Consider the following 15034-nt stretch of genomic DNA (forward strand, 5'->3'; position numbering starts at 1 on the left):
GCCCGCTGCCTTTTCAGGCGGCGGGCCTTTAACATCTCCGTCACCGCAAGGTAGTTGAAAGTTTTCAGCAAGAACCTTCAACGGTGAAGGAAAACCCCACATGCAGCGCAGAACCCTTCCCTGGGCGGCCGCCCTCGCGTCGGCCCTCACCGCCACGTCCCTTGTCATGCACCCGACCGAGGCGGCGGCCTCTCCGCCCGGCACCAAGGACGTCACCGCCGTCCTCTTCGAGTGGAAGTTCGCCTCCGTCGCCAAGGAGTGCACCACCACCCTCGGCCCGGCCGGTTACGGCTACGTGCAGGTCTCCCCGCCCGCCGAGCACATACAGGGCTCCCAGTGGTGGACGTCGTACCAGCCCGTCAGCTACAAGATCGCCGGCCGGCTCGGCGACCGCGCGGCCTTCCAGAACATGGTGAACACCTGCCACGCGGCCGGTGTGAAGGTCGTCGTCGACACGGTCGTCAACCACATGGCGGCCGGCAGCGGCACCGGCACCGGCGGCTCGTCGTACACGAAGTACGGCTACCCCGGCCTGTACTCGTCGTACGACTTCGACGACTGCACCGCCCAGGTGAGCAACTACCAGGACCGCTGGAACGTCCAGCACTGCGAACTCGTCGGCCTCGCCGACCTGGACACCGGCGAGGACTACGTCCGCAAGGCCGTCGCCGGGTACATGAACGACCTGCTCACGCTCGGCGTCGACGGCTTCCGCGTCGACGCGGCCAAGCACATCGACACCGCCGACCTGGCGAACATCAAGTCCCGCCTGACCAACCCGAACGCCTACTGGAAGCAGGAGGTCATCTACGGCTCCGGCGAGGCCGTCCAGCCCACCGAGTACACCCGCAACGGCGACGTCCAGGAGTTCCGCTACGCCTACGACCTCAAGCGGGTCTTCAACAACGAGAACCTCGCCTACCTCAAGAACTACGGCGAGGGCTGGGGCTATCTGAGCAGCTCCAGCGCCGGTGTCTTCGTCGACAACCACGACACCGAGCGCAACGGCTCCACCCTCAGCTACAAGGACAACGCCACCTACACCCTGGCCAACGTCTTCATGCTGGCCTGGCCGTACGGCGCGCCCGACGTCAACTCCGGCTACGAGTTCTCCGACGTCGACGCCGGTCCGCCCAACGGCGGTTCGGTGACCGCCTGTTGGCAGAACGGATGGAAGTGCCAGCACAACTGGCCGGAGATCAGGTCCATGGTCGCCTTCCGCAACGCCACGCGCGGCCAGGCCGTCACCAACTGGTGGGACAACGGCGGCGACGCCATCGCGTTCGGCCGGGGCGACAAGGGCTTCGTGGCCATCAACCACGAGTCCGGCTCGCTCAGCCGCACGTACCAGACGTCGCTGCCCGCCGGCACGTACTGCAACGTGCAGAACAACACCACCGTGTCGGTGAACTCCTCCGGTCAGCTCACCGCGACCCTCGGCGCGAACACGGCCCTGGCCGTATACGCCGGCAAGTCGGGCTGCTGAGCGGCAACTGAAAGTTTTTACCGGTGGTTTCACGCCTCTTGCTGTAAGCGTTGCGACGGCGATACGGTCGCGCGGGGTCGGACCCGAAGAGCCGCAATCGCAAGGAGCCCCTCTGTGATACCGAGATGGCCGTCGCCGTCGAGGCGCCGAACCACCCATGCCGGACGGGTCGCTGCGGTCACCGTGACCGCGCTGGCCGCAGCGCTCGTCCAGCCCCTCGCCGCGCAGGCGGCGACTTCGCCGGCGCCGCCGTCCGACGCGAAGCTCGCCGCCGAGCCCGCCCGGCACGACGCGACCCGCGAGCAGTTCTACTTCGTCCTGCCGGACCGTTTCGCCAACGGGGACACCGGCAACGACAAGGGCGGCCTGACCGGCTCCCGCCTGTCCACCGGGTACGACCCCACCGACAAGGGCTTCTACCAGGGCGGCGACCTCAAGGGTCTGACCAAGCGCCTGGACTACATCAAGGGCCTGGGCACCACCGCCATCTGGATGGCGCCCATCTTCAAGAACCGGCCCGTGCAGGGGACCGGCAAGGACGCCTCCGCCGGCTACCACGGGTACTGGATCACCGACTTCACCCAGGTCGACCCGCACTTCGGCACCAACAAGGACCTCGAGACCCTCATCTCCAAGGCGCACGCCAAGGGCATGAAGGTCTTCTTCGACGTCATCACCAACCACACCGCCGACGTCGTGGACTACGAGGAGAAGTCCTACGAGTACCTCTCCAAGGGCGCCTTCCCCTACCTGACGAAGGACGGGCGGCCGTTCGACGACGCCGACTACGCGGACGGCACCCGGCGCTTCCCCGCCGTGGACGCCGACTCGTTCCCGCGCACTCCCGTCACCGGTCCGACGAAGAAGGTCCCGTCGTGGCTCAACGACCCGACGATGTACCACAACCGGGGCGACTCCACCTTCGCCGGGGAGAGCTCCGAGCAGGGTGACTTCTCCGGCCTGGACGACCTGTGGACCGAGCGTCCCGAGGTCGTCAGCGGCATGGAGAAGATCTACCGGCGCTGGGTGCGCGACTTCGACATCGACGGATTCCGCATCGACACGGTCAAGCACGTCGACATGGACTTCTGGACCCAGTGGGCGACCGCCCTGGACACCTACGCGGCCGAGCGGGGCCGCGACGACTTCTTCATGTTCGGTGAGGTCTACACCTCCGACACGGACATCACCGCGCCCTACGTCACCCAGGGCCGCCTCGACGCCACACTGGACTTCCCCTTCCAGGAGGCGGCACGCCAGTACGCCTCCCAGGGCGGCAGCGCGCGGAAGCTCGCGTCCGTCTTCGGCGACGACTACAAGTACACGACCGACAAGGCCAACGCCTACGAACAGGTCACCTTCCTCGGCAACCACGACATGGGCCGCATCGGGACCTTCCTCAAGCAGGACAACCCGAAGGCCACCGACGCCGAGCTGCTGAAGAAGGACCGGCTCGCCAACGAGCTGATGTTCCTCAGTCGCGGCAACCCGGTCGTCTACTACGGCGACGAGCAGGGCTTCACCGGCGCCGGCGGCGACAAGGACGCCCGCCAGACCCTGTTCGCCTCGAAGACCGCCGACTACCTCGACGACGACCAGATCGGCACCGACCGCACCCACGCCGACGACGCCTACGACACCGAGGCCCCGCTGTACCGGCACATCAGCGCCCTCGCCGAGCTGCGCAAGGCGAACCCGGCCCTCGCCGACGGAGTCCAGACCGAGCGGTACGCCGCCGACGGCGCCGGCGTCTACGCCTTCTCCCGCACCGACGCCCGCAAGGGCACCGAGTACATCGTCGCGTTCAACAACGCGGACGAGGCCCGCACGGCGACCTTCGCCGCCGGCTCGGCGAACACCACGTACAGCGCCCTGTACGGCACGAAGGACTCCGCGCGCTCCGGCGCCGACAAGAAGGTCACCGTCACCGTCCCGGCCGGCGCGGCGATCGTCCTGAAGGCTCCCGGGCGTCCCGCGCAGCCCGCCGCCAAGCCGTCCCTCACCCTGAAGGCCCCCGCCGCGGGCGCCACCGGCACCGTGGAGATCTCCGCCGACGTCGACGGCGGACGGCTCAACCGCGTCGTCTTCGCCGCGCAGACCGGCAACGGCAAGTGGCGCGTCCTCGGCTCCGCCGACCACGCCCCCTACAAGGTCCGCCAGGTCATCGGCGCGGACGTGGCGCCCGGCACGGCCCTGCGCTACAAGGCCGTCGTCGTCGACTCCGCCGGCCGTACCGCCGCGGCCACCGCGTCCTCCACGACCGGAACTCCGCCGGCCCCGGAGACCCCCACCGCCGCCTCCCGCGACTACGCGATCGTCCACTACAAGCGCACCGACGGCGACTACGCCGACTGGGGCCTGTACGCCTGGGGCGACCTCGCCGACGGCGAGGCCACCGAATGGCCCGCCGGCCACCCCTTCACCGGCCGGGACGCCTACGGCGCCTTCGCCTACGTCAAGCTGAAGCCTGGCGCCTCCAGCGTCGGCTTCCTGGTCGTCGACAAGGACGGCACCAAGGACGTCTCCGCCGACCGCACCATCGACGTCACCAGGACCGGCGAGATCTGGATCGAGCAGGGCAAGGACACGGTCCGCACCGAGCGGCCCGCGGACGACTACCCGGCCCCGGACAAGAGCAAGGCCGTCCTGCACTACCACCGCGCCGACGGGAACTACGACGGCTGGGGCCTGCACACCTGGACCGGTGCCGCGAACCCCACCGAGTGGTCGAACCCCCTGAAGCCGGTCAAGACCGACACCTATGGTGCGGTCTTCGAGGTACCGCTCACCGACGGTGCCACCAGCCTCAGCTACATCCTCCACAAGGGCGACGAGAAGGACCTGCCCACCGACCAGTCGCTCGACCTCACGGCGAACGGCCACGAGGTGTGGCTGGTGAGCGGCCAGGAGAAGTACCTGCTCCCGCAGCCCGCCGGCTCGGCCGCCGCGGTCGACCTGACCACCTCGAAGGCCGTCTGGATCGACCGGAACACCGTCGCCTGGAACGGCTCCGAGGCCGCCGCCTCCACCCAGCTGCTCTACAGCCGCGACGGCGGCATCGAGGCGAAGGACGGCGCGCTGACCGGCGACGCCCAGTGGCTGCGCCTCAGGAAGACGTCGCTCACCGACGCCCAGAAGGCGAGGTTCCCGCACCTGAAGGACCACACCGCCTGGTCCGTCGACCCGCGCGACCGCGACCGCGTCCGCGAGTCCCTGCGCGGCCAGGTCGTCGCCTCCCAGCGCGCCGCCAACGGCGCCGTGCTCGCCGCGACCGGCGTGCAGCTCGCCGGTGTCCTCGACGACCTCTACGGCGCCGCGGCCAAGGCCCACCTCGGCCCGGTCTTCGCCAAGGGCCGCCCGACGCTGTCCGTGTGGGCGCCCACCGCCCAGTCGGTGAAGCTGGAGATCGGCGGCTCCACCGTCGCCATGCACCGCGCCGACGGCACCGGCGTCTGGTCCGTCACCGGACCCGCGTCCTGGAAGAACAAGCCCTACCGGTACGTCGTGAAGGTCTGGGCGCCCAGCGTCCGCAAGGTCGTCACCAACAAGGTCACCGACCCCTACTCGGTCGCGCTCACCACCGACTCCCAGCGCAGCCTCCTCGTCGACCTCGGCGACCGCTCGCTGGCACCGCGCGGCTGGGCCACCTACACCAAGCCCAAGGCGGTGCCGCTGAAGGACGCCCAGATCCAGGAGCTGCACGTCCGGGACTTCTCGGTCGCCGACACGACCGTCCCCGCCGAGGACCGCGGCACCTACCGGGCGTTCGGCGACAAGCTCAGCGACGGCTCCCGGCACCTGAGGAAGCTGGCCGAGGCGGGCACGTCGTACGTCCACCTGCTGCCCGTCTTCGACATCGCCACCATCCCCGAGCGCCGGGAGGACCAGGCGAGCCCCGACTGCGACCTGGCCTCGTTCGCGGCCGACTCCGACAAGCAGCAGGAGTGCGTGGCGAAGGCCGCCGCGAAGGACGCCTACAACTGGGGCTACGACCCGTACCACTACACGGTCCCGGAGGGCTCCTACTCCTCCGACCCCGACGGCACCACCCGGACCGTCGAGTTCCGCCGGATGGTCAAGGCCCTCAACGAGGACGGCCTGCGCGTCGTCATGGACGTCGTCTACAACCACACGGCGGCCGCCGGCCAGGCGGACACCAGCGTCCTGGACCGGATCGTGCCCGGCTACTACCAGCGGCTCCTCGCCGACGGCTCGGTCGCCAACAGCACCTGCTGCGCCAACACGGCCACCGAGAACGCCATGATGGGCAAGCTCGTCGTGGACTCGATCGTCACCTGGGCCAAGGAGTACAAGGTCGACGGCTTCCGCTTCGACCTCATGGGCCACCACCCGAAGGAGAACATCCTCGCCGTCCGCAAGGCCCTCGACGCCCTGACCCTCGCCAAGGACGGCGTCGACGGCAAGAAGATCATCCTGTACGGCGAGGGCTGGAACTTCGGCGAGGTCGCCGACGACGCCCGCTTCGTCCAGGCCACGCAGAAGAACATGGCCGGCACCGGCATCGCCACCTTCTCCGACCGCGCCCGCGATGCCGTGCGCGGCGGCGGCCCCTTCGACGAGGACCCCGGCGTCCAGGGCTTCGCGTCCGGGCTCTACACCGACCCCAACACGTCGGAGCACAACGGCACCGAGGCCGAGCAGAAGGCCCGTCTGCTGCACTACCAGGACCTGATCAAGGTCGGCCTGTCCGGCAACCTCGCCGGCTACCGCTTCACCGACACCGGCGGCAAGGAGGTCAAGGGCTCCGAGGTCGACTACAACGGCGCCCCCGCCGGCTACGCGGCCGCCCCCGGCGACGCCCTCGCCTACGCGGACGCCCACGACAACGAGTCGCTGTTCGACGCGCTGACGTACAAGCTGCCCGCCGGGACGAGCGCGGCCGACCGCGCCCGCATGCAGGTCCTCGCCATGGCCACCGCCACCCTGTCGCAGGGCCCGGCGCTCTCCCAGGCCGGCACCGACCTGCTGCGCTCGAAGTCGCTGGACCGCAACTCCTACGACAGCGGCGACTGGTTCAACGCCATCCACTGGGACTGCGCCGACGGCAACGGCTTCGGCAAGGGCCTGCCGCCCGCCGCCGACAACGCCTCGAAGTGGCCGTACGCCAAGCCGCTGCTGGGCAGCGTCGAGGTCGGCTGCCCGCAGATCGAGGGCGCCTCGGCGGCCTACCGCGACCTGCTGCGGATCCGGTCGACGGAGAGCGCCTTCTCCCTCGGCACCGCCGCCCAGGTGCAGGCGAAGCTGTCCTTCCCGCTCTCCGGCAAGGACGAGACGCCCGGCGTGATCACCATGCGCCTCGGCGACCTCGTCGTCGTCTTCAACGCCACGCCCGAGCGGCAGCAGCAGAAGGTCGCCCCGCTCGCGGGCACCGGCTACCGGCTCCACCCCGTCCAGGCCGAGGGCGGCGACCCGGTCGTCAGGACCGCGTCCTACACGGCGGGCTCCGGCACGTTCGACGTCCCGGCCCGCACGGTCGCCGTGTTCACCCGCACCAGGTGACACGCGGCTGAACGAAGGGGCGGTCCGGTCACCGGGCCGCCCCTTCGCACGCCGAGGTTAGGGTGGGGGCCGCCGACCCGGAACAGGAGCGCCCATGCCGCAGATCACCGTCGACTACTCGCAGGAACTGGCCGACGACTTCGACCGCCCCGCGTTCGCGCGGGCCCTGCACACCGCCGTGGTCGAGATCGCGGCCGCCAAGCCGCCCGCCTGCAAGACGCAGTTCCGCCGCACCGAGGACACCACGGTCGGCGACGACACCGCCGGGCACGCCGTCGTGCACGTCAGCCTGGGCCTGCTCGCGGGCCGCACCGAGGAGACCAAGGCCCGGCTCACCGAGGCCGTGCTCGACCTGCTGCGCACCCATGTGAAGCCCGCCGGGGGCCTCGCCCTGCACGCCTCCGCCGAGGTCCGCGACCTCGACCCGTCGTACCGCAAGGACGAGAGCTGACCGCGGCTACGACGCCAGCGCGACCAGCCGGCCGACCAGGTCGCTGAAAGGACCCTCGGTCGGCTCGTCCGCCAGCACGGCGCGCAGCAGCGCGCCCATCTCCGCGTCGTGGGCGGCGCTCACCGCGGCCAGCGCGGCGAAGTCGTGCACCAGCTGGACCTCCAGCTCACGGCGCGGGATGCGCCGGCCGTCCAGCCAGATCAGGGCCGTGGACTCGGCGAGCGAGATCCATGAGCGGACCACCAGCTCCAGCCGCGCGGGCGGGTCCGTCACCCCCAGGTGCGACAGGATCTGGACATACGCGGCCTGCCGCACCGAGTCGATGAGCGCGTTCGTCGCCGTCGAGCCGACCGCCGGACCGCCCCGCATCAGAGCTGAGAAACCCGGCCCGTGCTCGTCGACGAAGTCGAAGAAGCGGCGCATCACCCGCAGCAGCCGGGCCCCCAGCGGCCCCTCCGGGGGCTCCACGAACCGGCTCGCCAGATCCTCCGCCGCGCGCTTCAACGCGGCCTCGTACAGGCTGAGTTTGCCGGGGAAGTAGTGGTAGACCAGCGGCCGGGAGATGCCGGCCGCCGACGCTATCTCGTCGATGGAGACCTCGTCGGGCGAGCGCCGGCTGAACAGTTCGAGGGCGACGCCGATCAACTGCTGCCGCCGCTCGTCGACTCCCATTCTTCGACGTACCCCGGTAGTCATACGAACACCTTACCGATCGAATCCGGCCCTGAACGGACCGGACCGACCACGGGTGTTCACCTCAGGGCGCCGAACCGCCCGCTCCGCCCGTCACTTGAGACCGCCGATCGTCCGCCCGTCCTCCAGCGTCCCCTTCAGCTCCGCCCGCGCACCCTGCCGCGCCGGAACCGCCAGCAGACGCCCCGCGGACGAGCCGCGCACCCCGCCCGACGCCCGGACGGCCTCCGTGTCCCGGTCACCGGCCGCCAGCAGGTACCAGCCGCCCGACTGGGCCTTCCACAGCACCCCGGCCAGCACATGCGGATCCCGCGCCCCGCACGCCGCCACGTTCTGCGCCTTCGCCACCACCGCCGCCTGCGCGGTGCCCGGCGTACGGAACTGCGCCAGCACCCGCTCGCCGCCGCCCCGCCAGGTCTCGGCCCGTGTGCACACCCAGTCCCCGGTGCCGCTGCCGTCCGGCAACGGCTGGTGCGCGTACGGCCAGGCGTTCACCGACCGCACGCCCGCCGAGCCCAGGGCGCCCAGCCAGCACGCGTTCGGCGCCCACGCCCGCAGGGCCCGCGCCCCGGTGACGTCCCCCGCCTGCCCGGGACGCCCGGCGGTGAGCCGCGCCGGGACCAGCTCGGCCAGGTCGGTCAGCAGCCGGGTGCCCGTGCCGTCCGTCACCTGCAGCACGTTCCACGAGGTGCAGGAACCGCCACCCTGCCGGGCCGCCGGGCTCGCCATCGGCGAGGTGACCCCGCCGGTCACCGTGAGGTCCATCGCCCCGGCGCCCGGCTTCACCAGATCCCGCTCGGCCGCCTTCCGCACCCACGGGGCCAGCAGATAGCGGACGTTGCCGTCGGCGCGGCTCAGCACCACCGCGCTCGCCTCCGCCCGGGTCGCGCCGTCCACCCGGGAGAAGTCCAGGGCGGCGCCCGCCGTGCCGTCCGTCGGCTCGGCGTAACGCGCCACGCGCAGGCCGTCGTACAGCAGCACCACGCGCACCGAGTCGACGGTGCCCGCGTACAGCAGCTGCGGCGCCCCGGGCGGGCCGCCCGCCGGGGTGCCCGGGGTCGCCGACACCGCGACCGTCTCACCGGGGCGGGCCCACGTCGCGAGGGCGCGGCGCAGCAGCGCCGAATCGCCCGTGAGGTCGCCGCGCGCGGGCCACACCGAGAAGTCGGTGCGCGCGGACGACTCCCAGGCCGCCACCGGCACCTTCGTCAGCTGGGCGGGGTCGAGGGCCGCCTCCGCCGACGGGTTGCGCGCGTACGGGGGAGCGGCCGGACCGTCGGGGGCCCAGCCCTCGCCCGGCAGGCCGAGCAGCGCCCCGCACACCAGCAGCGCGGCCCCCGCGGCGAGCACGGCCCGCAGATGCTGGCGGCGCCGCATCAGATCGGTCGGCCGGGCCTGCAGCGAGCAGGGATCGAACTCGGGGGACTCCAGCAGCGCGTAGCGCGCCTCCACGCCGTCGGCCTCGTCGAGCGCGTCGTCCGGGTCCTCGACCCCGGCCGCCTCCAGGACGGCCCGTACGGCGCCGTCCGGCAGCTTCTCCAGGCCGCGCAGCACATAGGCCGCGCGGGCCGGTCCCGACAGCGCGGACAGCTGCTGGTCCAGGGCCAGTTCATCGGCGCCGCCCGACCGGGGGAACAGCCGCAGGCCCCAGACCTGGGGCAGCAGGGGCGGCAGCTGGGAGCGGCGGGGCCAGGCGGCCCGCTTCAGCGGACGGCCCGCCTCCAGCGCCGCCCGCAGCAGCCGCGCGCGCAGGAACGCGTATCCGGGGTCGCCGTCCCGGCCGCTCGGCTGGGCCGGGATCGCGGGCGTCGGCGCCGAGCGGCCGCGGGGCAGCGCCCGCTGGGTGAGGGAGTGCGCGGTCAGGACGCGCCGGTTGCGCCCGAGGCCCGGTGGCAGCACCAGGTAGGCGAGGCGGACCAGGCGCGGGTAGTGCTCGACGAGCGCGGCCTCGGCCCGCTCGACGTCCACGACCGGGCCGGACGAGCTGGCTGCGGGGCGCGAGGCGACATCCTGTGACTGCACGTTCAGCAGAACGAGCGAATCGGCGGTTGGTCACCGTGACCGGGGCGCCCCCGGCCCACCGGGGGCGCCCCGGACGGCCCCGGTCAGGCCTCCTGTGGCTGCGGCTCCGTGAGCGCACGCGCGTAGTTCGCCATCGACCGCTGGTAGCGCGGCAGATGGGGGGCGAGCGCGCCCAGCACCAGCGCCAGCCCCTCCCGGTCCCGGCCGAGGCTCGACAGGCACAGCGCCAGCGTCGCGCGCACCGCGTCGTCCAGCTCGTCGGACGGCCCGTCCAGCTCCGGCGTCAACAGCGCGACGCCCTCCTCCGCCCGCCCCACGTTCCGCAGCGAGCTCGACATCTGGATCTTGGCCCGCCGCCCCTTGTATCCGCTCAGCCCGCGCGCCAGCGCCTCCCGGTACAGCGGCACGGCACGGTCCGAGTGTCCCGTCGAGTCCCAGGCGCACGCCTGCTCGAAGGGGCCGAGCGGGCTGTCCTCCGGCAGTTCGGCCACCAGCCCGTCGATGAGGGCGCGGAACTCGGCCGCCCGCTCCTCGGGATAGTCGTCGAAGCTCGCCCATGCCGCGGTGACGCGGTTCTCCCAGTCCTGGTCCATCGGATCACCCTCGCACACCCGTTCCGTGAGAGCCTCCCGTTTGCGTGCATCGTTTGAGCGCATCGCACACCGCAGCCGTATGGGAGACGAGGGCCCGGCCGGGCTCCGTGCGGCATGGACCGGAGGACGAGATGAGACTGACCCGACCGATGCTCGCGCTGAGCGGCGCGGTGGCGGTGGTCGCGCTGGCCGGGTGCGGCGCCGGCGGCGACGACGAGGCGAAGGCGCCGAAGACGGCGACCGGCAGTCTGGAGCAGCTGGCCGCCAAGGCGAAGTGCGACCCGAACATGCAGACCGACGCCGACGAGATCCGGCAGGCGATCTGCAAGGCCGGCAAGGACAAGTACATCCTCGCCACCTTCGCCACGGACCGTGGTCAGGCCGAGTGGCTGAGCGGCGCGAAGGACTACGGCGGCTACTACCTCGTCGGCCGCAAATGGGTCGCCGTCGGCCAGGAGAAGACGGTCACGGACCTCCAGGGCAAACTCGGCGGAACGATGGAAGAGGGCTCCGCGCACATGAATCCCGGCGGCAGCCACAACAAGGGCGGCCATCACGGCTGATCCTCACCGGACACGGAAAAGGCCGGCGGCGGGAATTCCCGCCGCCGGCCTTTCCCATGGGCCGGGGACTAGTCGCAGTCCTGGCCGCTGTTGATGCACTGGACCACCTGGTTCATCAGGTTCTCGTCGAAGAAGTTGATGAAGTCGTTGTGGTCGGTGATCGGCTTGTGCAGCTGGTCCGGGAAGGAGTCGATCGCGAAGGCGTTCTGCACCTGCCCGTTCTGGATCTGCGGGGCCTGGATGTCGTACACCAGGCGGACCTGGAGCTGGGGGATGGCCTTGAACCCGTTGGCGCAGGTGCCGTCCGCCTGCACGAAGGCGACGTGCGTGCGGTGGTTGGCGCTGTCGATGTTCTGTCCGTCCCAGCAGCTCTGGAAGTTGGACGTGCGCACCACGCTGCTGCCGTCCGGGCAGATCGGGTACTTGTCCGTCACCTGGCGGTCCTCGAAGCCGGTGCAGCTCCACGCCGTGTTGGCGTTGTTCAGGCCGTTGACGAAGGACTTGGCGTCACCGGTGATGATGCGCAGCGCCTTCGGCATCGCGACGACGTCCGTCGTCCGGTTGCCCACGAACTTCAGCTGGGCCTCGTCGGGTGCGACGATCTTGCCGACGTTGCCGTCCTTACCGCCGCCGGGCTGGCCGGCGTCGATGTCCTGCGACCCGTCCTGGATCCGGATGACCGGCCAGAAGTAGGACGACTTGTCGCCCTGGTTCTGGCAGGTGGTGTCCGCGTCGGCCAGGTCCTGGTCGCTGGCGAAGGCGTTGTTGCTCTGGTTGCCGACGTAGTCGTGCTGGTGCTGGGCGCCGTTGCTGACGCCGGGCGCCACGATCACGTTGTCCGAGTTGCGGTTCGCGTTCTCGTTGGTGCCGCACCGGGTGGTGAAGCTGCCGGTCGAGCCGCTGTCACCGTTCGCCGGGAGACCGTTGGGCAGGTTGCGGGAGTTCGGCTGGACGTCCTCGATCTTGATGAAGTCGTCCGCCACGGGGCCGTTGCCGGCCTGCCCGCCGTTGTTCTGCTGCCCGCCGTTGTTCTGGCCGCCGTCCTGCTGTCCGCCGCCCTGCTGCCCGCCGTCGTTCTGGCCGCCGTCCTGCTGGCCACCGTCGTTCTGACCGCCGCCGTCCTGCTGCCCGCCGCCGGTCGGCTGCTCGGCCGGGACGCCCTGGCACTGCGCCCACCGGCTCAGATCGCGCGGAGCCTTGCCGCCACCGCGGTTGATGCTGATGCGGATGCGGTCCAGGGTGGCGACACGCTTGGACTTCAGCGGGCTGAGGATGGCGTTGCCGACGTAGTTCGGGTCACCCGCCTGCGCCTGCCGCGTCTGCGCGAGCCGGGTGTAGGCCGCCGTGATCTGCCGGTCGAGCAGCGCCAGCTCCTTGGCGACGGTCCTGCGCGCGCTTCTCGGCACCTTGGTCAGCCGCTGGCCGACGTCCGGGCAGTTGATCGTCGCGACGCGCGCGGACGCGGACTTCGTCCGGTTCCCGGAGTTGCCGTCCTCGTGCGCCGATGCGTAGAAATTGGCCCAGACAAGCCCGCCCCCACCGAGCGCTAGGGCCGCCGATGCGGCAATGGCCTTGGTGGCCAGTGGCGTACGGCGTTTTCTTGTGTTGCGTCCCATGGAACTCCTCTGACTTCCTTTTTCGGGGGCATCGAGGCGCCCGACAGGAGTGAAGCGGCGCCCTCTCATACGGAGGGCGCCCCACGGGTGTTCAGCCGTCCCGGGAATTACTGAGAGATTCATGGGTACGGCGTGTGCTCAACGGCCCCTGTAATACCGGGAGTTGCTGATCCCGTACGAGGGGTGAAGGGGCCGGTCAGGCGGTCGAGGGGTCCTCCGCGGCCGCGAGGGCCTTCGCCTCCACCTCCGGATCGAGGCCCTTCAGAGCGCGGTCCGGACGCTGCGGCGCGGTGCCGCCGAGCCCCTGGAGCCACCGCCAGGTGTCCGCCACCGTCTCGGCGACGGGGCGGCACCGCAGCCCGCTCGCCACGGCCCGCGAGACGTCCGCCGCGTGCAGCGCGTCGTGCAGGTCGCTGCCCGGCGGCACCCACACCGGGAGCTGGGTCCAGGGCTCGATGCCCGCGCCGAGGACGACGCCGGGATCGACCCAGCGCAGGTCGGCGTCCGGCCCGGCCACCGCCGCGCAGGCGTCGAGGAACTCGCCCATGGTGCTGTGCCCCTGAGGGCTCATCAGGTTGTACGGCCCACTCAGCCCGGCCTCCACCGCGCCGAGGATCCACTCCGCGAGGTCCCGGACGTCGACGTACTGGAGCGGCAGGTCCCGCGGACCGGGCGCCAGGACCGGGCCGCCGCGCGCCATCCGGTTCAGCCACCACGGCAGCCTGCCGACGTTCTCGTACGGCCCGAGGATCAGCCCCGCGCGCACCAGCAGCGACCGGTCGGTCCCGAAGCCCTCGACGGCGGCCAGTTCGCCGCCCCGCTTGTCGCGCGCGTAGTCGGTCTGCCCGGCGTCGGCCTCGGCGCCCTCGACCACCGGCGCGTCCTCGCCGTACCCGGCGGGCGGGGCCCACGCGTACACCGAGCAGCTCGACACGTACACGTACCGCCCGGCACGGTCCCGCAGCAGCCGTGCCGCGTCCCGGACCGGGCGCGGCGCCGCCGACCAGGTGTCGACCACGGCGTCCCACGTCTCGTCCCCGGCTAGGGCGGCGAGCCCGCCGGGCGTGGTGCGGTCACCGCGCAGCGCCCTCACCCCGGCCGGGGGGTCGTGCCGCCCCCGGTGGAGGATCGTCACCTCCCAGCCACGCCCGAGCGCCGCCTCCACGACCGCCCGTCCCGCGAACTCCGTACCGCCCAGCACCAGAAGTCTCATACCGGCGACTCTGCCCGCCGGGGGCGCGGGACGGAACGGCGTTCTGCCGACGGCAGAGGACGCGTCGGAGGTCAGCGCCCGGCCGGCGGGGCGTACTTGTAGCCGACGCGGCGGATCGTGCGGATGGTGTCCCGGTGCTCGGCTCCCAGCTTGCGGCGCAGCCGGGCGATGTGCACGTCGACCGTCCGGCCGTCGCCGACATGCCCGTACCCCCACACCGTGGTGACCAGCTGGTCGCGGGTGTGCACCCGGTGCGGGTGCGCCACGAGATGGGCGAGGAGCTCGAACTCCAGGTACGTCAGGTCGAGTTCCCGTCCGTCGACGGCGGCGGTGCGCCGCACCGGGTCGATGGCGACCAGCGGGTCGCCGACGGGCTCGGCGGCCGGGGCGAGCGCCGGCTGCCGGTCGGCCGGGACGAGCACCAGATAGCCGACCATCGGCGGCTGCCCCGGCAGGGCGGGCAGGGAGTGCTGGGGGGCGGGCAGCCAGGTGGCGCCCGGCGGCAGGAGGTCCGCGACGTCGATCACCTCGTCCCGGTCGACGGCACGCAGATGCTGCCGGACACCGGCCGACGAGGGGGAGGCGAGGGTGGGGGCGGAGGACAGGGAACGGGTGGTCGCCATGGGAGGTCAGCTCTTTCGCGCGAGAGGTCCGTGGGAAGACGTACGTCGTGTCGCGCTGGCCGGAGGCCGGGGAACGGCTCTACCGGGGTCGCGCGGTCAGCGCGCGGCAACACACCCGGTCGAAGTCGTGGTGCTGACGGGAAGGCCAGAACGGCTCGAGGTCGTGACGACCTGTCGCGGAGAGGTTCTGGAAGCCTGCCATGCACCCATTGAATCAGACGCCCGCCCTCGAGGGGACCCTTCGTCCCGGTCCG

At 71.7% G+C, this 15034-nt stretch carries 10 protein-coding genes; 4 read left to right on the forward strand and 6 right to left on the reverse strand.

Going from position 1 to position 15034, the window contains the following annotated elements:
* Positions 1 to 100 precede the first annotated feature (100 nt).
* From ACFV46_RS19715 to ACFV46_RS19725, 3 genes are all read left to right on the forward strand, one after another.
* Positions 101 to 1486, forward strand: coding sequence for an alpha-amylase family protein (locus ACFV46_RS19715; RefSeq protein ID WP_361931988.1), 1386 nt, complete (start codon positions 101 to 103; stop codon positions 1484 to 1486).
* A 114-nt stretch (positions 1487 to 1600) separates the two neighbouring features.
* Positions 1601 to 7006, forward strand: a complete 5406-nt coding sequence (pulA, locus tag ACFV46_RS19720; protein ID WP_385499009.1) for a pullulanase-type alpha-1,6-glucosidase — start codon at positions 1601 to 1603, stop codon at positions 7004 to 7006.
* 94 nt (positions 7007 to 7100) lie between these two features.
* Positions 7101 to 7457: a 5-carboxymethyl-2-hydroxymuconate Delta-isomerase gene (locus tag ACFV46_RS19725; RefSeq protein ID WP_361931982.1), complete on the forward strand. Its 357-nt coding sequence runs from the start codon at positions 7101 to 7103 to the stop codon at positions 7455 to 7457.
* Positions 7458 to 7463: 6 nt separating this feature from the next.
* Here the strand turns inward: ACFV46_RS19725 and ACFV46_RS19730 are convergent, their stop codons facing one another.
* From ACFV46_RS19730 to ACFV46_RS19740, 3 genes are all read right to left on the reverse strand, one after another.
* The gene (locus ACFV46_RS19730; protein ID WP_361931979.1) at positions 7464 to 8153 is read right to left on the reverse strand and encodes a TetR/AcrR family transcriptional regulator; all 690 of its coding nucleotides are present in this window, start codon (positions 8151 to 8153) and stop codon (positions 7464 to 7466) included.
* A 90-nt stretch (positions 8154 to 8243) separates the two neighbouring features.
* Positions 8244 to 10172: a hypothetical protein gene (locus ACFV46_RS19735; protein WP_376728883.1), complete on the reverse strand. Its 1929-nt coding sequence runs from the start codon at positions 10170 to 10172 to the stop codon at positions 8244 to 8246.
* A gap of 83 nt (positions 10173 to 10255) precedes the next feature.
* Complete coding sequence (locus tag ACFV46_RS19740) at positions 10256 to 10765, reverse strand: tetratricopeptide repeat protein (protein WP_361931974.1); 510 nt, start codon at positions 10763 to 10765, stop codon at positions 10256 to 10258.
* Positions 10766 to 10896: 131 nt separating this feature from the next.
* On the opposite strand from ACFV46_RS19740, the gene ACFV46_RS19745 reads away from it, so the two are divergent.
* Positions 10897 to 11328 carry a hypothetical protein gene (locus ACFV46_RS19745; protein ID WP_385499011.1) on the forward strand — a complete coding sequence of 144 codons (432 nt, stop codon included), beginning with the start codon at positions 10897 to 10899 and terminating at the stop codon, positions 11326 to 11328.
* 68 nt (positions 11329 to 11396) lie between these two features.
* Here ACFV46_RS19745 and ACFV46_RS19750 read toward each other — a convergent pair whose 3' ends face one another.
* The 3 genes from ACFV46_RS19750 to ACFV46_RS19760 form a co-directional block, all read right to left on the reverse strand.
* Complete coding sequence (locus tag ACFV46_RS19750) at positions 11397 to 12944, reverse strand: DUF1996 domain-containing protein (RefSeq protein ID WP_361931968.1); 1548 nt, start codon at positions 12942 to 12944, stop codon at positions 11397 to 11399.
* Between the two features lie 196 nt (positions 12945 to 13140).
* Positions 13141 to 14157: an SDR family oxidoreductase gene (locus tag ACFV46_RS19755; RefSeq protein WP_385499012.1), complete on the reverse strand. Its 1017-nt coding sequence runs from the start codon at positions 14155 to 14157 to the stop codon at positions 13141 to 13143.
* Between the two features lie 71 nt (positions 14158 to 14228).
* A complete protein-coding gene (locus ACFV46_RS19760) occupies positions 14229 to 14780 on the reverse strand; it encodes a winged helix-turn-helix domain-containing protein (RefSeq protein WP_385499014.1) in 552 nt (183 codons plus the stop codon).
* Between the last annotated feature and the right edge of the window lie 254 nt (positions 14781 to 15034).

The sequence above is a fragment of the Streptomyces sp. NPDC059852 genome (assembly GCF_042731455.1).
Taxonomy (GTDB): domain Bacteria; phylum Actinomycetota; class Actinomycetes; order Streptomycetales; family Streptomycetaceae; genus Streptomyces.

Coding starts and splice junctions, on each gene's coding strand:
- ACFV46_RS19715 (WP_361931988.1), top strand. CDS start 101: ATGCAGCGCAGAACCCTTCCCTGGGCGGCCGCCCTCGCGTCGGCCCTC.
- ACFV46_RS19725 (WP_361931982.1), top strand. CDS start 7,101: ATGCCGCAGATCACCGTCGACTACTCGCAGGAACTGGCCGACGACTTC.
- ACFV46_RS19730 (WP_361931979.1), bottom strand. CDS start 8,153: ATGACTACCGGGGTACGTCGAAGAATGGGAGTCGACGAGCGGCGGCAG.
- ACFV46_RS19740 (WP_361931974.1), bottom strand. CDS start 10,765: ATGGACCAGGACTGGGAGAACCGCGTCACCGCGGCATGGGCGAGCTTC.
- ACFV46_RS19745 (WP_385499011.1), top strand. CDS start 10,897: ATGAGACTGACCCGACCGATGCTCGCGCTGAGCGGCGCGGTGGCGGTG.
- ACFV46_RS19750 (WP_361931968.1), bottom strand. CDS start 12,944: ATGGGACGCAACACAAGAAAACGCCGTACGCCACTGGCCACCAAGGCC.
- ACFV46_RS19755 (WP_385499012.1), bottom strand. CDS start 14,157: ATGAGACTTCTGGTGCTGGGCGGTACGGAGTTCGCGGGACGGGCGGTC.
- ACFV46_RS19760 (WP_385499014.1), bottom strand. CDS start 14,780: ATGGCGACCACCCGTTCCCTGTCCTCCGCCCCCACCCTCGCCTCCCCC.